Source organism: Olleya sp. ITB9 (assembly GCF_001315805.1).
Lineage (GTDB): Bacteria > Bacteroidota > Bacteroidia > Flavobacteriales > Flavobacteriaceae > Olleya > Olleya sediminilitoris.
Window position 1 is genome coordinate 12,357 of the sequence record NZ_BCBW01000028.1, and the last position, 24,212, is coordinate 36,568.

16 protein-coding genes are annotated in these 24,212 nt (G+C 30.6%); 7 read left to right on the forward strand and 9 right to left on the reverse strand.

Going from position 1 to position 24,212, the window contains the following annotated elements; all coding sequences use genetic code 11:
• Positions 1-4: 4 nt before the first annotated feature.
• The gene (locus ITB9_RS07925; protein ID WP_054851804.1) at positions 5-1,309 is read right to left on the reverse strand and encodes a DEAD/DEAH box helicase; all 1,305 of its coding nucleotides are present in this window, start codon (positions 1,307-1,309) and stop codon (positions 5-7) included.
• Positions 1,310-1,479: 170 nt separating this feature from the next.
• Between ITB9_RS07925 and tssD the strand changes: the two genes are divergently transcribed.
• The 4 genes from tssD to ITB9_RS07945 are packed head-to-tail and all read left to right on the forward strand — an operon-like array spanning position 1,480 to position 4,956.
• Entirely contained in the window at positions 1,480-2,166 is a 687-nt protein-coding gene (tssD, locus tag ITB9_RS07930; RefSeq protein WP_054851805.1) for a type VI secretion system tube protein TssD, read from the forward strand.
• Position 2,167: 1 nt separating this feature from the next.
• Positions 2,168-4,033, forward strand: coding sequence for a hypothetical protein (locus ITB9_RS07935; RefSeq protein ID WP_054851806.1), 1,866 nt, complete (start codon positions 2,168-2,170; stop codon positions 4,031-4,033).
• A 2-nt stretch (positions 4,034-4,035) separates the two neighbouring features.
• Positions 4,036-4,335, forward strand: coding sequence for a hypothetical protein (locus tag ITB9_RS07940; protein ID WP_036600546.1), 300 nt, complete (start codon positions 4,036-4,038; stop codon positions 4,333-4,335).
• Between the two features lie 33 nt (positions 4,336-4,368).
• Positions 4,369-4,956, forward strand: a complete 588-nt coding sequence (locus ITB9_RS07945; protein ID WP_054851807.1) for a hypothetical protein — start codon at positions 4,369-4,371, stop codon at positions 4,954-4,956.
• Positions 4,957-4,972: 16 nt separating this feature from the next.
• Here ITB9_RS07945 and murC read toward each other — a convergent pair whose 3' ends face one another.
• A complete protein-coding gene (gene murC / locus ITB9_RS07950) occupies positions 4,973-6,328 on the reverse strand; it encodes a UDP-N-acetylmuramate--L-alanine ligase (protein WP_054851808.1) in 1,356 nt (451 codons plus the stop codon).
• Positions 6,329-6,396: 68 nt separating this feature from the next.
• A complete protein-coding gene (locus ITB9_RS07955) occupies positions 6,397-7,341 on the reverse strand; it encodes a lipopolysaccharide assembly protein LapB (protein WP_054851809.1) in 945 nt (314 codons plus the stop codon).
• A gap of 174 nt (positions 7,342-7,515) precedes the next feature.
• Between ITB9_RS07955 and ITB9_RS07960 the strand changes: the two genes are divergently transcribed.
• Both ITB9_RS07960 and ITB9_RS07965 read left to right on the forward strand, forming a co-directional pair.
• Positions 7,516-14,085 carry an alpha-2-macroglobulin gene (locus ITB9_RS07960; protein ID WP_261975585.1) on the forward strand — a complete coding sequence of 2,190 codons (6,570 nt, stop codon included), beginning with the start codon at positions 7,516-7,518 and terminating at the stop codon, positions 14,083-14,085.
• Between the two features lie 23 nt (positions 14,086-14,108).
• Positions 14,109-15,215, forward strand: coding sequence for a S9 family peptidase (locus ITB9_RS07965; RefSeq protein WP_054851811.1), 1,107 nt, complete (start codon positions 14,109-14,111; stop codon positions 15,213-15,215).
• A gap of 117 nt (positions 15,216-15,332) precedes the next feature.
• Here ITB9_RS07965 and obgE read toward each other — a convergent pair whose 3' ends face one another.
• Complete coding sequence (gene obgE / locus ITB9_RS07970) at positions 15,333-16,328, reverse strand: GTPase ObgE (RefSeq protein ID WP_028291492.1); 996 nt, start codon at positions 16,326-16,328, stop codon at positions 15,333-15,335.
• A 78-nt stretch (positions 16,329-16,406) separates the two neighbouring features.
• The gene (locus ITB9_RS15355; protein ID WP_082396118.1) at positions 16,407-17,522 is read right to left on the reverse strand and encodes an adenylate kinase; all 1,116 of its coding nucleotides are present in this window, start codon (positions 17,520-17,522) and stop codon (positions 16,407-16,409) included.
• A gap of 120 nt (positions 17,523-17,642) precedes the next feature.
• Here ITB9_RS15355 and ITB9_RS07980 point away from each other — a divergent pair, with 120 nt between their 5' ends.
• Positions 17,643-18,797 carry a 5-(carboxyamino)imidazole ribonucleotide synthase gene (locus tag ITB9_RS07980; protein WP_054851812.1) on the forward strand — a complete coding sequence of 385 codons (1,155 nt, stop codon included), beginning with the start codon at positions 17,643-17,645 and terminating at the stop codon, positions 18,795-18,797.
• On the opposite strand, the gene ITB9_RS07985 is transcribed toward ITB9_RS07980, so the two are convergent.
• The 4 genes from ITB9_RS07985 to ITB9_RS08000 all read right to left on the reverse strand — a co-directional run bounded on the left by ITB9_RS07985 (position 18,794) and on the right by ITB9_RS08000 (position 24,173).
• Entirely contained in the window at positions 18,794-20,218 is a 1,425-nt protein-coding gene (locus ITB9_RS07985) for a LytTR family DNA-binding domain-containing protein (RefSeq protein WP_054851813.1), read from the reverse strand. The genes ITB9_RS07980 and ITB9_RS07985 overlap by 4 nt on opposite strands.
• Complete coding sequence (locus tag ITB9_RS07990) at positions 20,219-20,578, reverse strand: hypothetical protein (RefSeq protein ID WP_148638413.1); 360 nt, start codon at positions 20,576-20,578, stop codon at positions 20,219-20,221. It lies immediately after the preceding gene.
• A gap of 197 nt (positions 20,579-20,775) precedes the next feature.
• Complete coding sequence (locus tag ITB9_RS07995; protein ID WP_148638415.1) at positions 20,776-22,299, reverse strand: hypothetical protein; 1,524 nt, start codon at positions 22,297-22,299, stop codon at positions 20,776-20,778.
• Between the two features lie 191 nt (positions 22,300-22,490).
• Positions 22,491-24,173, reverse strand: a complete 1,683-nt coding sequence (locus ITB9_RS08000) for a hypothetical protein (RefSeq protein ID WP_148638417.1) — start codon at positions 24,171-24,173, stop codon at positions 22,491-22,493.
• Positions 24,174-24,212 lie beyond the last annotated feature (39 nt).

The window sequence follows — 24,212 nt, forward strand, 5'->3', positions numbered from 1 at the left end:
TTATTTAGCTATTAGATCGTCTATCATTACTTCTATTTCTAGTTTTATTTCTACTTCTGTTGCGACCACCAGAATTTGAAGTAGATTTAGATTTGTTTTTTTCGCCTTTAGGCTTATTATTTCTTGATTGATTACGTCTGTTTTGTCCTGGTTTAATAGGTGCAGTTGACGCATTTGGATCTGGCTCAAAACCTTCTAAAATCTCAACAGGTAATTTCATACCTATTAACTTTTGGATATCACGTAAAAAAGTAGTTTCGTCTGCACTAACTAAACTTATAGCTTCACCATTGGCTCCTGCACGACCTGTACGACCAATTCTATGAACGTAGTCTTCTGATATATTAGGAATTTCATAATTAATAACGTGTGGTAATAACGGAATATCCAAACCACGTGCAGCAATATCTGTTGCTACTAAAACACTAACACTTCCACTTTTAAAACCTGCTAAAGCTTTAGTACGTGCACCTTGACTTTTATTTCCATGGATTGCTGCTGCTTTAATACCATCACTAATCATTTTTTTGACTAGTTTATTGGCTCCATGTTTTGTACGTGTAAAAACTAAAACTTGCTTCCAATTACCATCTGTTATTAGCTTAATAATTAGATCTGTTTTTTTGGCTTTTGCTACACGATAAATTTTTTGCTTAATTGCATCAACTGTTGAGTTTTCTGGAGTAGCTTCAACTTGAACAGGACGATTTAAAATACCTTGTGCTAATTTTTTAATGTCTTTAGAGAATGTTGCCGAAAACATTAAGTTTTGACGTTTGTCTGGCATTAGCTTCATGACACGTTCAATATCACGTAAAAACCCCATATCTAACATGCGGTCAGCTTCATCTAAAACAAAAATCTCAACGCGTTTTAACGATAGTAAACCTTGGCTTTCTAAATCAATTAAACGACCAGGTGTTGCTACTAAAACATCGACACCTTGACGGATTGTAGCTGCTTGTGGCTTTTGATTAACACCTCCAAAAATAACAGCACTACGCAAATTTAAAAACTCGCTATACTCTTTTACATTAGCATAGACTTGTGCTGCTAACTCACGTGTTGGCGTTAGTATTAATGCACGAATTGGTCTAAACTTTTGTTTAGGGTTTTCTGATAATATATGTAATAATGGTAATGTAAAACCTGCAGTTTTACCAGTTCCTGTTTGTGCAGACGCTAAAACATCATGTCCTTCTAAAACTGGAGGTATTGCTTTTGCTTGAATTGGACTTGGTGTAGTGTATCCTTTTTTACTAATTGCTTTTAGTAAGGCTTCAGATAGGCCTAAAGATTGAAATGACATAAATACTGTTTATTGAGATAAACACTATGTATTAGGTTACCTCTTTTATTTGATGCAAAGGTAGCGCTAATTAATGGTATTATTATTTTAATTGACTATTGTTTAATTATTAACCGAATGATATTCGATTTAATACTCTTTTTTTGTACATTTATTTAAAAGTTTTAAATATGAGTTTTCTTGCCAAATTATTTATAGATAATCAAGTTAGAAATATACTTAACGTAAACCAAGTATATAGTAAGCTAGCAGACATTAATGGTCGTCCAGTTTCAAGGACCATGGGTCACAAACTTGAATTTGCTATAGAATCTACATCAGATGATACTTTTTTTTACGAAAGTATGTTTTCTGCAACTAGTAAATGTCAAGGCGAAATTGTCTTTTATAAACGTGATGGAATAAGCACCATGTTTAAAATGGAATTTGCAAATGCACAAATATTGGACTTACAAGAATCCTTTAATGCGTCTAACAACCTACCGTTACACATGAATATTGCTATTGGTTGGGGAATAATGAAAATGAGAGGTGTCATACACCAAGAACCTTGGAACCCTAATAATCCTTTTGTAGAAATTGAACCGACAACAAGACAAGAAGAAGAAAAAGAAGTTACAAGATATTTTGTAACTGATGTTGAAGGAAATGAACTAGACGAATACAAAACGGGAGAAAAAATTATTTTAAATATTGAAACCAAAAACCGAATTGGTGATAGTATCACAATATCATTAAATGATAAATCTCACGATTTCAAATATGGTGGACAAATACTTGAAAATGATAAATTAAGTAATTATGTTATCAATAATGATTTAGAACAAATAGAATTAGACGTTATCAACATACAATAAAATGGCAGTAAATACTTTTAAATTAGAATTTGAAGATGGAGTAACTAAAACTTTAGACGTTGTAGTTGTTAGCCCTACAGATATTATCATGTTTGTAGCAGGAACACAAGATCCTGTTAATATATCCGCTTTAAAACATCAATCAAACCACAACTATTGGAAAGCTAGTAAAGACAATCTTTGGGGTAAAGTTTTAGAACTAAAACCACAATTTCATGACCTAAACATCGAAGCCAATTTTTTTAGTTGGAGTGGAGATAATAGTCAAGATGAAAGAAATAAAGCTGCCGAGAGGTTACTAGACTTAATGACAAGAGAGTATCCTAAATTTAAAAACAAAGAAACACATTTGCATTTAATTGGACATTCTCATGGAGGAAATGTTATCAATCAATTTACCGAATTAATAACAACCGACAGTCGTTTTCCTAAACTATGGGAAGTAAAAAGCATAACCTATTTATCAACTCCGTTTTTTAAAGAAAAGCACCAGCTTAACCATGCCAAATTACACGAAGATTGCCAAATTATTAATGTTCATAACGATTACGACATCACACAAAGGTTTGTAGCAGATTTCTCTTTAAATAATTTAGAAAAATTAATACATGGCTTTGATGCTTACGAGTTTTATAAATCCAAACAAAGAATAGACTTAATTATGTCTTCTGGTGTTTTTGCTCCTTTAACTTCAATATCTATTGTTAGCGATTCTAAACATGGTGTATTAATATGGCAAAGAGTATCATTGTTACTAGATAGCGTAAATGATATTTTAGATCTAATCATTGCAATGATTAATAATCCTGAATTAAAAAATTTAAGTGCAGAAAAAGGTGAAATAACCAAACTTCTAACAGACTTAAAATCTTGGATTCCAACAGCAAAAACAAGACTAAACAATAGAGTTACTCAATACCAACAAAAAATAGAAAACATTAATAGTAGTAGTGAAGAGGAAGGTTTCTGGGGACAACTTAAAGATAACTTAGGAAAAGCTGGTGACAGCATAAGTAATAGTTTTAGTGACACGTTTGAGACTACAGATTTGATAACTGATTTAAACATGGAAAGGCCTTTAAAGGTGATCAATAAAATACTTTTTATTGACAAAGGTCTTGAAGATGCATATTTATTAGGGTTATTAGAAAGAATATTTACAGAACAAGCAGGAGTTACAGACACTATTGATAATACGTCTTGGGATCCAAAAGACCAAATTAACGGAAAGTTTGATGTCATTGACGTACCTATAACTGAAGAGGATGTATATCACTCAAGAGGATTAAAATCTAAGTTTGAAAAATTTGTATCAAGTGCCGAAAAAAGTATTGAAGACGGAAACCTTAAAGAGTTTTTAATCATATTAGTCAGTCAAATAATATCTAGCGAATCTATTGAAGATAAAGGTACTGCACTATGGTGGGCAGATTTATTATTTAAAGATGAAGCTGACGACGAGTTTAAAAAATTGAGAAGAGATTATCTTCCTAACTATACCAAATTAATAAAAAAATATGAAGCACATTTAATAGCTCCACAAGACAAGCCTAAAGAAGAAGAATCTAAAAAAGATAAAAATAAGACTCCAGATGCATTTACTGAAGCTGCTAAACTAAAATTTAACTCTGATCTAATTGCTATAAACAACATCTCTAAACAACAATGGGAAACCATAGTCAAAGAAGAGAAAGAAAAAAACAGAGAAGATGAAGAAAAAAACCCACCATTACCACCAGTAATAGGAAGTTTAGCTCACTTTGCAACAGTCTCTCATGGTTTAAGTCATACAAGATTATGGGACAAAGTAGAAGAAGGATTAAAAAGTAGTTTTAGTTCTGGTAAAAATCCAGGCTATAAAGGATAAGCATGAAAAAAGCACTCAAGTACCTATTGTTTATTCTTTTATCAGTAGCATTTTCTATTTTTATATTCTATTTGTATGTCGAAGATAATACTGTAGAGGTTTTTGGATTATATTACATTGCGCCTCCTGCTGGTTTATTAACTGGAATTATTTTTTTACTGATCAATCATTTCTTCCTTAAAAAACAGACTAATAAAACAACTTATTACCTAACAAGAGCGTTACTATATGTGTTACTTTATGCAATAATTTGCTCTATCTTATTATTTGGAGGAGATATTATTTATGAGCTTTCCAATTAATTTAAATGTAATAAGACTTAAAACAATAACTTTATGAAACAGTTTTTTACCATAATAGCATTATTAATTGTTTCATTAGTTAATGCACAATCTACAAGAAAAATCATCAAGGATTTTGATGGAGATAAATGGATTGACACAGTATTTATAGATTCTGAAGCCAAAAAATTATTTAGTGTACTGTCATCAAATAACTACCAAAGGGTATCAAGCTTTAAAATTAGAAGCTTAAATTTTGGAAACACACTAGTAGACACTAAAGATGGTTTTGAGTTTTGTAATGATTATGATCGTTCTGGTTGGATAAACACATTTACTTACAATCCTAAAGAAAAGAAAATGCAACTAATAAAAATAAGTCGCACTGACTACGATTTAAGTAGTACAACTTATGGCGAAGCTGTGCGTGATGGTAGCGGAAAATCAAGCATTAATCTACTTACCAACACATACATTGGTGATTTTTATTATGTCAAAAATGATAAACTAAACAAACTTCCTACTATAAAAGCTACTATGGTTTTTACGGACACATACCTTTACTGTTTTAGTGATCAAATTAATTTTGATTTTGAAAAACAATGTGTTGAACTGTATGAAAAAGCTAAAAAAGAACAATAATTATAATACAGTAAAATTACTGTATCAAGTCTTTTACCTCATCAAAATTTAAACCTCCATAATTACCACTACTCATTAATAATAATGATTTATTATTAAAATTTTGAGAGAATAAATAGTCTTTAAAATCGTCTGGATTAGTATATATAATTAAATCGTCACGCTTAAAAGCGTCTGCTATTTGTGTTTCTGTGACGTGATCTAATTTTTTAATTTCTACAGCATGAGGACTGTAAAATACAACTGCAACATCTGCAGCATCTAAAGCACCTTTATATTCGTTTAAAAACTCTGCATTTAAACTACTATAAGTATGTAGCTCTAGACAAGCAACCAAAGTTCTGTTATTATACTGTTCTTTAACAGCGTTAGTTGTTGCTTTTACTTTACTTGGCGAGTGTGCAAAATCTTTGTATGCAACACTAGTATTACTTTCTGCTATTTTCTCTAAACGTTTACTGGCTCCTTTAAAGGTTGAAATCGCTTCGTAAAAATCATCTTCGTCAATTCCCATATGTTGACAAATCCATTTTGCTCCTGCTAAATTATTTAAATTATGCTGTCCAAAAATTTCAATTGGCATTGGTCCTTCAGGAGTTTCCAGCAAAGTTTCGCCATTTTCTACAGTATACTGAGGTGTGTGATAAGCAATTTTACGTATAGGATTTTCTGAAGCTTCAACAACACGTTTTACTTCAGCGTCTTCTTCGTTATAATTAATACTTCCTCCTTTTACAATGCTATCTACAAAAATACTGAATTGCTCAACATAATTATCGTATGTAGGAAACACATTAATATGGTCCCAAGCAATTCCGCTTAACAATGCAATGTTAGGTTTATATAAATGAAACTTTGGACGTCTATCAATTGGGCTACTTAAATACTCATCACCTTCTAAAACAATAAAATCGTTATCCTCTGTTAATTTAACCATAACATCAAATCCTTCTAGTTGTGCACCAACCATATAATCTACATCACGATCATGGTAATGCATCACGTGTAAAATCATTGAAGTGATAGTGGTTTTACCATGACTACCACCAATTACAACTCTTGTTTTATGTTTAGATTGCTCATACAAAAACTCAGGATAACTGTATATTTTTAAACCTAAATCTTGTGCTTTTAAAAGCTCAGGATTATCAGCTTTAGCATGCATACCAAGTACAATCGCATCTAAATTAGCAGTTACTTTTTCTGGGAACCATCCAAAGGCTTCAGGCAATAATCCTTTAGCGTCTAATCTAGATTTAGAAGGTTCAAAAATAGTATCATCACTTCCTGTAACTTGGTAACCTTTATTGTGTAATGCTAGTGCTAAATTGTGCATCGCACTTCCACCAATAGCTATAAAATGTACATTCATTATCCTTGTTTTGTAGAGTATTCAAAGATAATAATTACTTGAACAAGTAAAACCTTTTTTGTGATATACTATAAATCTTCTTTAAAATCCTGAAACACTTCTATTTTAGGTAATTCGGCAATAGCCAAATTAATGTATTTTAAAGCATTTGTAGTATCGCTTTTATGTTTATAAATCTGTGCCAATCTGTAATTAGCCCAAGCTTTAGGAACACCATCTTTTGCCGAGTGATTTTGTAAATACACCACTAAACATTGTTTACCTTTATCTAATTGCACATTGTAATCTGCACACACTTTTCCTATTTGATAATGTAAACTATTACGTTGATGTTTAATTTGTGAAGCTTCAATATTGGTTATTGCTTTTTCTGGTTGTTTTTCTTTTTCATATAAAGCAGTTAATTTTTCATAACAGGTTAAAGAGCCTCCAACTTTAATAGCTTTTAAATAATATTTTTCGGCTAATTCTGGCTCATCATCATATTCATAAATATAACCTTTTGCTAAATAACCATCTACTTTTGACAAAGCCTCTAATTGGTTAGCGTATTTTAAAGATTTACTTTTGCTTCCTCCTATTATTCCTGGTAATTGCATATACAATTCCACTAAAGCCCAACGCGTTTCAATATGATTTGAATCTAATTCGGCTGCTTTTAAAAAAGACGATTTAACATCTCCTATAATACCCAAAGCAGAAACTTTGCTAACAGATAAAGCTTTCATCCCTAAGGCTCCTCCATATTTATAATGGTAATTAGCAGTTTTTGGCTTGGCTTTAATTAACTTTTTATATTCTGCAGCAGCTTCGTCCCATTTTTTTTGATGTCCATAAGCATCGCCTAGCAACTCAATTGCTTTTAAATTATCGGAATTAGACTTTACAAAAGCGTTTAAAATCTTTTCAGCTTTACTAAATTGTTTTTTATTGATGTAGCCTTCTCCTAAATCTACTGTACTTTGAGCAAAAATAGCAATAGGTAATAATAAGGCAATTAATAGTGATTTCATATTGAATATTAAAGGTTTACAAAAATAGCATTCTATTGGTATTGTTTTTGATTTAATTGAAAAAATATTAACTAACTTTAAATCCGTAACACGTTACTCATTCAAACGTACACTTTACGCAATTGTACTTTAACAACATAAAATGCTAAAGTATATTGCTTAAAAATTAACAAAATGAAGCATATATCCACACTTTTAATGATTTTACTTTTTGCTACGTCACATGCTCAAAACAACAACTATTCCAATTTATGGCATCAGGTAGAAACGCATGAAATTAATGGTTTACCAAAAAGTGCTATTAAAATAGTTGATAATATATATAATAAGGCTGTAGCCGAAAACAATACAGACCAACGCATTAAAGTACTGCTTTTTAAAAGCAAATTTGCTTTATTACTTGAAGAAGATGCGCAACTTAGTGTTGTTAATAATTTTAAAAACGAAATAAATAACAGTCAAGCACCAACAAAAAATGTACTTCAAAACATGCTGGCTACATTATACTGGCAGTATTTTAACCAAAATAGATACAAATTTTATAGACGTACAAAAACCGAAAATAAAGCAGACCAAATTGATTTTAGAACATGGGATTTAAACACTTTATTTTTTGAAATAAAAACGTTGTATGACCAATCTTTACAAAACGGATTAATATTACAACAAACACCAACATCCAAATTTGATGCTATTATTACAAAAGGAAAAGATAGTCAAGTATACAGACCAACCCTTTTTGATTTTTTAAGTCATAATGCGTTAACCTTTTATGGCACTTCAGAGACTCAAATCACTCAGCCTGCTTATAAATTTTCAATTGATAATCCAGAATTATTGAGCAATGCCAATGCTTTTTCCAAGTTAAAAATAACCTCTAAAGACACTACATCTTTACAAATGCAAGGTCTAAAAGCCTACCAAAACTTGATTAAATTTCATTTAAAAGACAAGACTCCTTTTGCCTTAACCGAAGTTAATATAAGCCGACTAGATTACGTTTACAATAATGCTGTTTTAGACAATAAAGACGACCTATACCTACAAGCCCTTAAAACCGAAGCCAACCAATACAAAACACACCAAGTCTCAGCTTTATACAATTTAAAAATAGCTTCATTATTTGCTCAGCAAGGTTTTGCTTATAATAAAGACAGTAATCCAGAAGTTAGATTTAAAATTAAAGAGGCTATTAATTTATCTCAACAAGTAATAAACGACTTTCCTGATAGTAAAGGTGCGCAATTATGTGAAACACTAAAAACGCAATTACTTTATCCTTCTTTAAATATTACAGCAGAACAATTTGTGCCAAACAACACACATTCTAGATTTTTAATAAATTATAAAAACGTTGAGAATATAACCTTTGATGCTTATAAATTAACAAGAAAACAACGAGATGAATTTTCGGATATATATAAAGAAGATGAAAAGAAAGCCTTTATAAAAAAGCTTAAAATTGAAACCACTTGGGATTCTGATTTAAAAAACGAAAACGATTACCAACAACACACTACCGAAGTTTTAGTACCAAAATTAAATAACGGTCTTTATCTAATTGTTGGACAATCTACAGACTTAGAAAATAACTTTTTTGCAACTACATTAACACAAGCTACCAACATAGCTATTGTAAATTATGAGGATCAAAACCAAGAATTTTACCAAGTAATCAATCGCAATAACGGGAAGCCTTTAGCTAATGCAAAAGTTAGTATTGATTATAAATATCGTGATGAGTTTTTAAAAACAATCCAAACCACAACTAGCTCTAAAGGAATTATCTTTATTAATAAAACTACTGAATATAATAGAAATCAAATAGCTCTTACAGTACACACAAAATCAGATACTGCATATTTTGGCGATTATTATCTAAACAGATATTACAAAAAAGACAAAAACAACGACACTAATTATCGTGCTTTTATTCTTACAGATCGCAGTATTTATAGACCTTCACAAACCGTTTATTTTAAAGCGATAGCTTTAAAAAACAAAAACGATAAAACTGAGGTAATGACTAACAAAAAAGTGGACGTTACTTTGTATAATACTAATAACGAAAAAGTAAGCACATTAAATTTAACAACCAATGATTTTGGATCAGTTTCTGGCGAGTTTATTTTACCTAACGATGGTTTAACAGGTAATTATAGTATTAAAATTAGTAATAATAACGTGTATGGAAACACATCTATTGCTGTAGAAGAATATAAACGTCCAAAATTTGAGACTAACTTTAAACCTATTACCGAAACTATAAAAGTCAACGATAGTGTTACTGTAACTGGTGAAGCTATTGCATTTGCAGGCTCAAAAATTACTGATGCAAAAGTAATATATCGTGTGGTTAGGAATGTACAATATCCTACCTGGTACAGATGGTCTAGACCTAATTATACAACTAGTGAGTCACAAGAAATCACTCATGGTGAAACTACTACAGACGCAAATGGAAATTATAATATTGTATTTAAAGCCATACCTGACTTAAAATCTGACAAAGCAAATTTACCAATTTTCAGCTATCAAGTTTTTGCAGATGTTACAGATATTAATGGAGAAACTAGAAGTACAGAAACGACAGTTAGAGTTGGTTACCATACACTAACAGCAAACATTATTGTTAATTCAAGTATTGATAAATCTAAAAAAGACAATCAAATTACCATTATAACACAAAACTTAAATGGTCAGTTTGTAGCAGCAAAAGGAACCTTGAAAATATACAAATTAGAGGCTCCTGACAACGTACTAAGAGACAGACCTTGGACTGCACCAGATTATCCTGGATTTACAAAACAGACTTTTAAAGATTACTTTCCACATGATGCATTTACCAATGAAGACCAACCAGACCAATGGATAAAAGGAAGTCTAGTTTTTGAGACTGACTTTAACACCAAAAAACCAACAACTATTGATTTAAAAAATATTAAAAAATGGTTATCTGGAGCTTATATTATAGAGCTTGAAACTAAAGACAAGTTTGGACAAGTTGTTAAAAATAAAGCTAAAACTACATTATTTTCAGACAAAGATAAAGCACTAGCAGATCAACAATTAATTACTGTAACTACTGATAAAAACAGTTATAAAGTTGGTGACAATGTCACGTTAACTTTAGCAACTGCAGCTAAAAACATAACGGTTACTGTAAGCATTGAACGTGATTATCAAATAAAAGAAAACCATATTATAAACCTAAATCAAAACAAAAAAAGCATTACAATACCTGTTGACAAAAACGATTTAGGTGGATTTGGCATCCATTATAGTTTAGCTGCTTTTAATAGTTACAAAGCAGGAAGCATGACTATTAATGTACCTTATCCAAAAACCGATTTAGAAATAGAAACTTTAACCTTTAGAGACAAATTACAACCAGGAGCAGACGAGACTTTGAGTTTTAAAATTAAAGGTACAAAAGGCGAAAAAGTAGCATCTGAGTTTTTAGCAAGTATGTACGATGCCTCTTTAGACGAGTTTAAATCTCACTATTGGAATTATTCTAACTTTACACCAAGTAGTTATTACACGTCTTATAATCGTAATAATGGTAATAGTTTTGGCAACACCTATTTTAGAGTTGACAGACAATATAATTACCCACAATTTAATAATACTAAAAACTTTGATCAGTATAATTGGTTTGGGTTTACCATGAATAATAATAGTTGGGCTTACAGACAATATGTAAATAGATTAAGAATAAACAGAATTAAAACCTCTTTTGATAATACAGTAAAAAAGGGATTTGTTACTGGAACTATTACTGATGAAAATGGATTACCTCTTCCAGGTGCAAATGTAATAGTTAAAGGAACGTCTATTGGAACTACTACAGATTTTGATGGTGATTTTATTATTAAAGCTATAACAGGAGATATATTAGTTTTTAATTATGTTGGCTATCAAACTATTGAAAAAACAGTTGGAGCAGATAATGTTATTAATATTAGTATGAATACCGATGACAATACTTTAGATGAAGTCATTGTTGCTGCTTATGGTTCTAATAAAAGAATGAAGTCTTCCAGAAAAATGGCTGCACCTGCTGCAGAAATGGATATACTTGAAGAAAGAGCTTCTGGAATACAAGTTGAAGATTCAGAAATGAGTTCAGGTTACCTAAATGGTAATGAAATTAATATTAGAGGAGCTGAATCAATAAATGATTTATCCAACCCTTTAGTTATTGTTGATGGTGTAATTTATAATGGAGATTTAGCCTCATTAAACACTAAAGACATATTAGAAATGTCAGTCTTAAAAGGTGATGAAGCTACTGCATTATATGGTAGTAAAGGTGCTAACGGAGTTGTCATAATTACTACAAAAAACGGAAACAAAGAAGACTTTTCTAACGTTAAAGCTAGAACCAACTTACAGGAAACTGCTTTTTTCTTTCCGCAATTAGCAACCGATAAAGATGGAAATGTCTCTTTTAATTTTACAACTCCAGAAGCTTTAACCAAATGGAATCTTAATTTATTTGCTCATGACAAACAAGGTAATTATGCTAAAAGCACATTACAAACAGTGACGCAAAAGGATTTAATGGTAATACCAAATGTGCCACGTTTTTTACGTCAAGGTGACCAAATACAAATTAGTACAAAAATTTCTAATCTTAGTAAAAAGGATGTCTTAGGTACTGCTGTGCTTCAATTGTTTGATGCTTTGACTGGCAAATCTATAGATGCTGACTTATCAAACTCTGTAAATCAGCAATCGTTTTCCGCGAAAGCGAAAGGAAATACACAAGTCACGTGGACGCTAACAATTCCTGATAACATTAGTGCAATTCAATATAAAATATTAGCAAAAGCAGGTCAATTTAGCGATGGAGAACAAAATGTACTTCCTGTTTTAACCAACAGAATGCTAGTCACAGAAACGCTTCCTATGTGGATTAAAAGTAACGAGAGTAAAACTTTTACATTGGATAAGTTAAAGACCTCAACTTCTTCAACTTTAAAACACCACAAATTAACCTTAGAAATGACCAGTAATCCTGCTTGGTATGCTGTACAAGCTTTACCATACTTAATGGAATATCCATACGAGTGTAATGAGCAAACCTTTAGCCGATTTTATGCTAATGCATTAGCTAGTCACATTGTTAATAGCAACCCAAGAATTAAAGCGGTATTTAACCAATGGAAAAACACGGATGCTTTACTTAGTAATTTAGAAAAAAATCAAGAGTTAAAGTCCATTTTAATTCAAGAAACACCTTGGCTACGTGATGCACAAAGTGAAACGGAACAGAAAAAACGAATGGCTTTATTATTTGATTTAAATAAAATGACCAATGAGTTAAATAGTGCTAGAAAAAAACTACAAAACAACCAAATGGATAATGGTGGCTGGTCATGGTTTGGAAACTACCATGCTAATCGCTTCATTACACAACACATTATAACTGGTTTTGGTCACCTTAAAAAACTTAATGTGGTTAGTAATAAAGAGGAAGATATTACTGATATGGTAAAAAAAGCATTAGACTTTTTAGATAATAAATTTGAAAAAGAATATAATGATTTAACAAAATTTACCAATGATGTAGATTATACCAAAGACCATTTAAGCTATACGCAATTACATTATTTATATATGCGAAGTTTTTTTCCTGAGTATAAATTATCAAAAAAGCATCAAGATATACACAAGTATTATTTATCACAAATTAGAAACTATTGGTTAAAACGTCCTTTATATGCAAAAGGAATGATGGCGTTGATTATGCATAGACATGACGATCAGGAGACAGCAAAATCAATTATAAAATCTTTAAAAGAAAATAGTATTACCTCTGAAGAGTTAGGAATGTATTGGAAAGAAAACACCAATTCTTACTACTGGTACCAAGCCTCTATCGAGACACAAGCCTTAATGATTGAAGCTTTTACCGAAGCTGGTCCAACACTACAAAATGAAGTAAAAAACCTTGAGGACATCAATAATCTTAAAATATGGTTACTTAAAAACAAACAAACTAATAAGTGGAAAACAACAAAAGCAACTACTGAAGCAGTCTATGCATTACTACTTCAAGGAAATGATTGGTTAAGCGTCACAGAAATGGTTGATGTAGTTTTAGGTGGCGAAAAAATAACACCAGAAACCTTAGAAAACGTTAAGATTGAAGCTGGAACTGGTTATTACAAAACCTCTTGGTCAGGAAAAGACATTACTCCTAAAATGGCTGAAGTTAAGCTGACAAAAAAAGGTAACGGTATTGCTTGGGGAAGTTTATACTGGCAATATTTTGAGGATTTAGATAAAATAACTTCTGCTGAAACACCATTAAAAATCAAGAAACAATTGTATTTAAAAACTAATACTGCTACTGGTGAGGTAATCTCTAAAATTACAGAAAACACAAAATTAAATATTGGAGATTTAATAAGAGTTAGAATCGAACTACGAAGTGATCGTGCAATGGAATTTGTACACATGAAAAATATGCGAGCTGCAGGTTTAGAACCTATTAATGTGCTTAGTAAATACAAGTACCAAGATGGATTGGGCTATTATGAAGCAACTAAAGATGCGTCAACCAACTTCTTTTTTGATTATTTACCAAAAGGAATTTATGTGTTTGAATATGATTTACGCGTCAACAATGCAGGAAATATGAGTAATGGAATAACAACCATACAGAGTATGTATGCTCCAGAATTTAGTAGTCACAGTGAAGGTGTGCGTATTGAGGTGGACAAAATAGATTAAGTATAGAAAAAAAATTATTAATCATGAAAAATTTCACAATAACAAACCTAGTACTAATAATTATATGCTCAAACATATCTTTTTCTCAAACCCAAAAACCACAAACACCACAACCACCTTTTAATTATATAATTGAAGAGGTCACATTTATAAATAAAGAAGCAGATAGCATAACATTAGCAGGTACATTGACACTGCCAAAAAATATTAAAAATCCTGCAACAGCCATTTTAATAAATGGCTCTGGTGGACATGACAGAGACTGTACAATGATGAATCATAAGTCTTTTTGGGTTATAGCAGATTACCTAACTAATAACGGTATTGCGGTATTACGTTTTGACGAACGTGGTATTGCTAAATCTGAAGGTGATTTTAGTAAAGCAACCACTTTTGACTTAGCAAATGATATAGAATCTGGTATAAAATACTTAAAATCTAGAACAGATATTGATACATCAAAAATTGGATTAATTGGTCATAGTGAAGGAGGATTAATTGCACCAATTGTAGCCTCAACTAATACAGATGTTGCTTTTATAATCATGCTTGCAGGACCAGGTGTAAAGGGTCAACATATATTACAGTCTCAAAGTGAAAAAATAGCAAAACTACAAGGTGCAACAGATGAAGGTATTGCATTTAATAACACTTTAACCTCTATTGCATATAAAGCAATGTTCTCTGAAACAGAAGTTGAAAAACAAAAGACTGCTATTGAAACTGCTTTACAAAATTTTAAAAATAAATTAGACACTGAAGATAGTCCTTTTAAAGTCTATATAAATGAGTACACTATCAACCAATTAAAAACACAGCTATCTAACCCTTGGTTACAAGCTTTTATTAAAACAGACCCAAAACCGTATCTTGAAAAAACGACTTGTCCAATTTTAGTTTTAAACGGATCAAAAGATGTACAAGTTTTACCAGAAATTAATTTACCTGAAATTGAAAATCATCTTAAAACAGCTAAAAATAAAGATGTAACAATTAAATTATTAGAAGGCTATAACCATTTATTTCAAACTGCTAAAACTGGCCTTATGGATGAATATTTCACTAACAAAGAAACCTTTTCTACTATTGTTTTAAAAATAATGACTGATTGGATTAATGCTAGGTTTTAGAGTAATTCTTGATATTATATAAAATAGGTTATGTGTTACAAAGCTGAAACAAAAACGATATACATAAAAAAAAAGCTTTCATATGGAAGCTTTTTTTTATGTAATATAGTTCAATCTCTAGTTAAGCATTTTCCAAAGTGTATCCTTCAATTCTGTTAATCCTTGTTGTGCTACACTTGAAATAAACTGGTAAGGTATTGGTAATGATTTATCTAATTCTGCTTTCATTTCAGCTTTAAGTTCATCATCCAACATATCTGATTTTGAAATTGCAATCATGCGATCTTTATCTAACATTTCTGGATTATAACGTCTAAGCTCGTCTAACAAAATTTCGTATTGTGCATTAATATCTGGTGCATCTGCAGGTATTAAAAACAGTAATATCGAGTTACGCTCTATATGACGTAAAAAGTAATATCCTAATCCTTTACCCTCTGCTGCTCCTTCTATAATACCTGGTATATCAGCCATTACAAAGGTTTGATAGTCACGATATTTTACAATACCTAAATTAGGTTTTAATGTTGTAAACTCATAATCAGCAATTTTTGGTTTTGCAGAAGTTACTACAGATAATAATGTTGATTTTCCTGCATTTGGAAAACCTACCAATCCTACATCTGCTAAAACTTTTAACTCTAAGGTTATAAAGTTTTCTTCAAGTGGCATACCTGGTTGTGCATATCGTGGTGTTTGATTGGTTGGTGTTTTAAAGTGCCAGTTTCCTAATCCTCCTTTTCCTCCTTCTGCAACAATACGCTCTTCTCCTTCTTCTGTAATTTCAAAAAGAATTTGATCCGTTTCAGTATCTCTAACAACTGTACCTAATGGTACATCCATATAGATATCTTCTCCATCTGCTCCAGAGCTTCGGCTTTTACTACCATGTCCACCATGTCCAGCTCTGACGTGACGTTTAAATTTTAAGTGTAATAGTGTCCAAAGGTTTGGATTACCTCTTAATATAACGTGTCCACCACGTCCACCATCTCCTCCATCTGGTCCTCCTTTTGTAATAAATTTTTCGCGATGTAAATGCACAGACCCTTTTCCTCCGTTTCCAGAAGTGACATGCATTTTTACGTAGTCTACAAAATTTCCTTCAGTCATAATTTAGTTAAAAAGTTAAAAACGTTAACAGCTAAAAGTTTTCACTAATACTTATTAACTCAAACAAGATTGTTTGTATTACAGTTTGTCTATAACTGTGTTAAGACGTACTGTTATGTCTTCAATACTACCTATTCCGTTAACACCAAAATATTTATTTTGTGCTGCGTAATAGTCTTTTAATATTGCAGTTTCGTTGTAATATACTTTAATACGATTACGGATGATAGCCTCATCAGAGTCGTCTTTTCTTCCACTAGTTTTACCACGCTCTAATAAGCGTTGTACTAAAACCTCATCTTCAACTTCTAAAGCTACCATTGCGCTAACTTCAGAATCTTTTTCTTCCATGATTTGATCTAAGGCTTTGGCCTGAGCTTCATTTCTAGGAAAACCATCAAATATAAACCCTTTAGCATCTGCGTTACGCTCTACTTCTGCTTTAAGCATATCAATAGTTACTTGATCAGGCACTAAATGTCCTTTATCCATGTATGATTTTGCTAAAGTCCCTAAAGCTGTTTCGTTTTTAATATTATACCTAAACACATCTCCTGTAGATATGTGTATTAAATCATATTTTTCTTTTAAAAAATTAGCTTGTGTTCCCTTTCCTGCTCCTGGAGGTCCAAATAGCACTAAATTAGTCATGTGTTGTGTTGTTTTTAATTGGTATACTGCTGGTAAATCACGTCCTAATCCATCATAATCTAATCCATAGCCTACAATAAATTTATTTGGTATTTCTAGTCCAACATAGTGCAACTTAAAATCTTTTTTATAGGCTTCTGGCTTATAAAATAAGGTTGCTATTAATAATTGTTTTACGTTTTCGTTTTTAAATATACGATGTACTTCATGAAGGGTATTACCTGTGTCAATAATATCTTCTAAAATCACAACTGTACGACCTGTTAGATCTTGAGTCAAGCCTATTAAGCGCTGGATGTCTTCTGTTGATTTTACACCTTCATAAGATGCTAACTTAATAAAAGTCACCTCACATGGCTTTGGATATTTTTTTACAAAATCACTTACTAACATAAATGACCCATTTAAAATACCAATAAAAACAGGCACTTCGTCACCTAAATCTTCTGCTACTTGAACTGCCATTTTTGTGACTACATCATTTATTTCTTGTTCAGAAATAAATGGTTTAAACTGTTTGTCGTGAAGTGTTATTGTTTGCATTTTATAAATTTAAACCGCAAATATACGTAATTGTGACTGCTTTACAGATATTTGAATTCGATTTTTAGGTGGTGTTTTGGTTTTAAAATGTATTTTTGTTGCTAACACGATTTAGTACCAATGAATTATTTTTCTTCAGACTTTAAATTAGGTATTTTAGGAGGTGGCCAATTAGGTAAAATGCTACTTTATAATACCCGAAAATTTGACATTCAAACTTACGTTTTAGATCCAAGTAACGAGGCACCAAGTCGTATGGCTTGTAATACTTTTATCCAAGGTGACTTAATGGATTATGATACAGTTTACAATTTTGGAAAACAGGTTGATGTTTTAACTATTGAAATTGAAAATGTTAATGTTAATGCTTTAGAAACTTTAGAAGAGGAAGGTATAAAAGTCTTTCCGTCTGCTAAAACATTAAAGCAAATACAAAATAAAGCGACTCAAAAATTATTTTATCAGGATCATAATTTACCGACTGCTCCTTTTAGCAGATATGCTTATTTATCTGAAATTGAAGACGCTATTAGTAATGACGCATTAAGTTTTCCGTTTGTTTGGAAAGCAGCACAATTTGGTTATGATGGTAATGGTGTAAAAATTGTACGTCAACTTTCTGATTTAAATGATTTGCCTAAAGGCGAATGTATTGCCGAACAATTAGTCCCTTTTAAAAATGAATTGGCTGTTATTGTTGCTAGAAGCGCAAATGGAGAAACTAAAACGTATCCTGTTGTAGAAATGGAGTTTCATCCAGAAGCTAATCAAGTGGAATACGTTATTTGTCCTGCTAGAGTAAGTCCAGAAATAGCCCAAAAGGCACAAGATGTTGCGTTAAAAACCTCTAAAGCTTATAATCATGTTGGTTTATTAGCTGTAGAATTATTTTTAACCGAAGATGACACGATTTTAATTAATGAAGTTGCACCTAGACCTCATAATTCTGGTCACCAAACCATTGAAGCTAGCTACACCTCTCAATTTGAACAACATATTAGAGCTATTCTAGGCTTACCATTAGGCTCAACAGATAATACTGTTGCTGGTGTTATGGTTAATTTAGTTGGAGCTGAAGGACATACTGGACAAGTCAAATACCAAAACATTGAAACCATAATGGCTATGAATGGTGTTACACCACATATTTATGGTAAACAACAAACACGTCCTTTTAGAAAAATGGGACATGTTACAATAACCAATAAAGACTTGAATACAGCACGTCAAATTGCTGAAGAAGTAAAAAGCAGTATTAAAGTTATCAGCATTTAAAATTTAAATCCACGGGATAACGGAATATGCTGACCGTTAGTCATGACAACCTCTAAACTATTATATTGCTTAATGTAATTTTTATTAATAATATTTGAGCGATGACACTTAACAAAGTTTGGAGGTAATTGCTTTTCGATTTCCGATATTTTACCTCTTACAAACTCTTTTCCTGATGTGGTAAACAGATTAAGATAATGTCCATCAGACTTTACACAAATTAACGCTTCTAAATACACTTTAGATTTGTTTTTAAGTACAATGTGATCGTTTATAACTAATGCCTTTACTGTTTCTAACTCGGTTTTAGTTTTTTGATTTTCTAAATTTAAAGACTGATTTTCTTTATCCAACTGAGACTTTATTCTGTCTGTTTTTTTCCATCGCACAAAAGAGTATAACGCTAATAAGAAAACTAAAAACAATAAAACACTGTATACGATCTTATTATTATTAAATGTCTTTTTGAATGAAGATAATTCTTCTATTTTTTTATCTTTTTCTTTTGTTTGATGCACAACATCAATTTCATAAAAATTACTGTTTTTACGAAAGTCGTCAACTAAGCTGTCATATTTAGCTAAGTATAGCTTTTGGATTTCAGAATTTTTAAAATCTGCAAGACTATCGTAAGCTCGTTTTTTTAGGCTGTGAACAATTCTATTTATTTTAATTAAATACTTTTGATTGGGTATTTTAGAAGCTTCATCAAGGTGATTTATGGCTAAAAAATAATTGTTTTTGTATATTTCATTGACACCTAGATTAATTTTAGCGTAAGATTGGTTTAGATAATCATTATTTTGTTTTGCAATAAAATAAGATTCGTTTAAAAATCTAGAAGCTTCTTTATAATTATTTAATTGAATATTAAAACTACCTAAATTTAACAACACACCTGTTTTAAAGTTTTGATTTTCTTTATAATAACTAGACTTTTGAAGCCTTAACATTTTACTGTAACCCAAATTATATTTCATAGAATCTATAAAATTTACAGTGGCTAATTCTTTATTTACTATTGAAGACCATTTGTCGTTTTTATCTTGATTTGATAATTCTTGCAGTTCATTTAAAAAACGGTTAGTTTCCTTAAAATAATTATGCTTATTTGTTTCAGTTTTATGAACTTGTAATAAAAGCTCTTTAAACTCATCTTCATTTAGTGTTCTAGAAGCTTTTTCTTGCTCATATATTTTATAATATCTTGAATATGCAGAATCTTCACAATTGATTCTTTGGTAAATTTCAGCTATTTCAAATTGTGCTTTAGAGCTAAAAGGTTTGTCTTTTTGTAGTTGTTTTAAAGACACAATTTGTTGTAGCTCTTTCTCATAAAAATATTCGTAAGAGATAGAGTCTAATGGAATTTGCTGAGCAACAACAAATTGTGTAAATAATATAAAGATTATTTTTTTCAATTAACCACCACAAGTTATTAATCCTACAACTCCTCCTGTTCCGGTTTGCTTAGGTGTTACGACTTCTTCAAGAGAGGAATCGTCATTAATAAAAAAGGCATACAAACCTTTTTTTATATTAGAATCTTCAAAACTGGTGTAAATGACAGCTTCTTCTTTACCTTCTAAAACAGCACCTCCTTTACCATCAGATATTTGAAAAATAACATGATCTGGATTAGAGTGTACTTTAACATTATTTACTTTAAATTGTCTAGAATTAACATCTTTAGAATCTACGTTAAAAAAAGTTATTTTTATTCTATTTTGTACATCACTACAAATTTCTACTTTGGCATTAAATGGTTTCATTTTTTTCATTTTTAATTGGTTAAGTGTTAGTTTTTTTTTAAAAAAAAATTGAATCAAATATATTAAGTTATATTCTAAATTATTACAGACCTGTATATTATTGTTAGATTAATCTTAATAATTATCAATTCAATAATATATTAATTACAGGATAAATTTGAGTCAAAATCTAAGCGACTTATTGTAATTATTGTTAAACTCTGCTGCTATTTACTTTTTGATTTTGAATATATTTTAAAAGGAATACCAACACGTAATCTAGCAGTAAAGTCCTTATTTATTTTTGTATTGTAAATAGAATTATCAAAACCAATATCAATACCAAGTACAACACCTTTGTCTTCTTTTCCTGTTGCTTTAAAAATTGGACCAATTAAAGCAGTGAAATTGTTTTTATAAAACACTTCGTCAGGCTTTTGTATTAAATAATTATGTCTAAGATTTAAGTTTACCCCAAATTTTTGAGTTTTACCAAAAAACAATGCTCCATAAGCACTAAAACTACCATAACTCATAGTGTTGTCTATAGTATTAAAATTTCCTTTTAATGCATTATCTTCAATATTACTTTCGTCAATTATATTTTGGTTTTCATCTATTTTTGGTGTTCCATTTAGCAAATTAGAACTTAAAAATGATCCATTATGAAATGCTGTACCTGCTTTAAAAAACAATAATCTTTTATTATTTTTAGTAGTGTAATTATAATTAATCTGAGCAGTGATTTTTAGTTTGTTTTTAGATTTATCAAACTTTAAACTATCGTTTAAAGACACATATAATACATTATCTATATTAGCTTCTTCAAACTTGTAGCTTTCATTAGTTATTGAGAAATCTCCATCAAACCAATGTAAAGAATACCCATAAGTGATGTCGTTTTTTTTATCGAAGCTTGTTAATTCTTCCACAATGTAATTTATAGCTTTAACAAACTCTTCACCTCCAGATTTTTCTAACTCGTTTAAAGACCTACCATTTTTCAACACAAAAGCTGTGTCTGATAAAAAATTGGAATTATAAAGTGACTTATTATGATAATTGGTTGATGTTAGATTTGTATTTACATTTTTGAAAATAGAATTAAATGTCTCTATCTCTTTTTTTATAGCAATTAAACTATCTTTTTTATGATAATAAGTTGCTTTACTTGTATCCAGTATACTTAGTAAAGTATTTATTGTTTTTAATTTTTTGGCATAAGAAAGTTTAATCTTCATTAACGAATCAACAAATTTTAATCGTTTCATGCTTAGTTTTTCAGCTTCGTTATCGTTGTAAGAAGTTGAAGAATTATTAGGTTTATAGATATAACCCAATGTCGCGCCAACACCACTACTCCAAGTATTGTTATTATACAAATTAAATGGAGATGAGGATCCTTTGGCGTGAATACCAATTTTAAAGAAATGACTGTATGACGAACTTAGTTTAGTAACACTATTAACAGATACAGTTTCTTTAGAGTCATTTTTTTGATAACCAATAGAAGATCCATTTGAAGCTAAATCCGAGTTAGCAAATACAACAGTATTAAATATTTTATTAATATTATCGTCTAATAATTGAGGCTGTATAGCAATACCATTGGAATTTTCGCCAAAATCATATTCTGAAACCTTGTATAATAACAGTTTTTCATAGGTAGACACAACTGTATCATTAGCAGGAACCTTATATGGTTTATTGTTATTGATGTGATCATATTTATTGCCCTGTGCTAAACTCAAAACACTGTTTAATAGAATGAAGAATATGATACTTGTTTTTTTTTGCGTTTTCATCTTATCTTTAAATTTAATATTATCAAAGGTTATATCTCTATTAGCATTTAAGCAATCATCTGTTTATATCATTCTAGACTTATGACTGATTGTTTCTATTATAGAAAAAGCATCAATCCAATTAAAATTATTATTTTCTATTTGTTTCCAAAAAAGCCTTCTATTGATCTAGAAAACCCAACCTGTAAAAACATACTTCCGTCATTAGATACACCTCCAATCTCTCCTGTAGAAGGATAATTTGAAAACACTTCTAAATACAATCTATGGGTATGATCTCTTTTCCACTCGAAGAAAAAACCTGATGCAACATAATTTGGTATATTACCATTTAGATTAATAAGTGGCTCTCCAGGTTCTTCTCTAAAAGAAAACACTTCTGCTGAGTTCTCATCAAAATAGTTTTCCATTATACCTAAGATTATATGATCCCTTTTTGCAGTTCTTGTATTACGGTAATACGAAAATTTTAAACCTGCTCTCAATTGTGTATAAGATGTAGAAGACTTCCCACCTTCACCAATTTCCTCAGGATCAATCCAGTTGTTTGAAGAAAAACTATGAGTTCCCATTTCATATCTACCATATAGTTTAATATTTTTATGACCACCAAATATTTCTGCTCCATAGCCATGACTAGTGTTAAAATCAGTGAAAATAGGTGAAAAACCTGGTTCAAATCTTCCGTATATATTACCTCCTCCATTTTCTACTTCATATCCAACTTTAAAAGCTAATCTTAAATCAACTGTTATTGCAGAAACAGTAGTCTCTTCTTCTGTAGTTTGTTCATCTCCATTATAATCCACAGCGGTTCTAACACTATTATAGGATAGTGGAAAAGCTGAAACACCGTAACCAAAATCAAAATTTATATGAAAATTATTACCTGTATATAAGTCTTTACCAGGTAATCCCATTTTGTTATAAATAACACCACCTAGTAGATATAAAATACTAGCCGAAGATGCAGCAGAAGCAGCTGCTATTGCATTATTTTCTTTTTTCTGGTTAGCAATTCTATTGTTATAAGCGTTAATCTTTTCTTGTCTAATTCGTTCTTGCTCTTCTCTTCGTTTTCTTTCTGCTTCAGCTGCTGCTGCTTTTTCTCTTTCTTCTTCTTTAGCACGTTCTAAATCTTCTTCCTCTTGTTTTTTATTTTCTGCTATAAGTTTTTCGGCTTCTTCCTCCGCTTTTAACTGTTGTTCTTGATCCGCTTTTTCTTGTTCTTCTTTCTCCTTTTCTTCTGCTTTCTTTTTATCTTCAATTTCTTTTGCTTTATCGCTTTCTATTTTGTTTAAATAGTTTTGTAAAGCACTAAAACCTGTAAACTTGACATTGTAAAGCTTAGCATTTTTTATTGTATAACCTTCCTTCCATATTTTTTTTACATTGTCCTCACTTACTCCTGGCCATAATTGGTCCCAATCTGGACTTCCAGGTATAAAAGACACAGAAATTTCGTTTTCAAGTTTTACAGTTGTAATTTTTCTAGAGCCTTGATAAATGTCAAACGAGACATTAATTAATCCTACCTCTACCTGATTAAATATTTTGTCTCCAATATCTTTTCTATAGTATTTTTGGTTATTATATACAATAAAATCTCCTTCAGATATTTTTTTTGTTCTTGAGCTAAAAAGTGGTTCACCAAGAAAGGCATCATACTTACAAGCAAAATTTAAGTTTAAATCTTTCCCGTTGTTATTATTGGTTTTATAATTAATATTTTGTTGGTATGTTTTTTCGTATTTCTGAGCAAATAAAAAGGAAAACATTAGCTGAAATATGCTAACAATTAAAATAGACTGTAACTTCATTGGATAGTATTTTAGTTTTTTGGATATTTTACATTATGC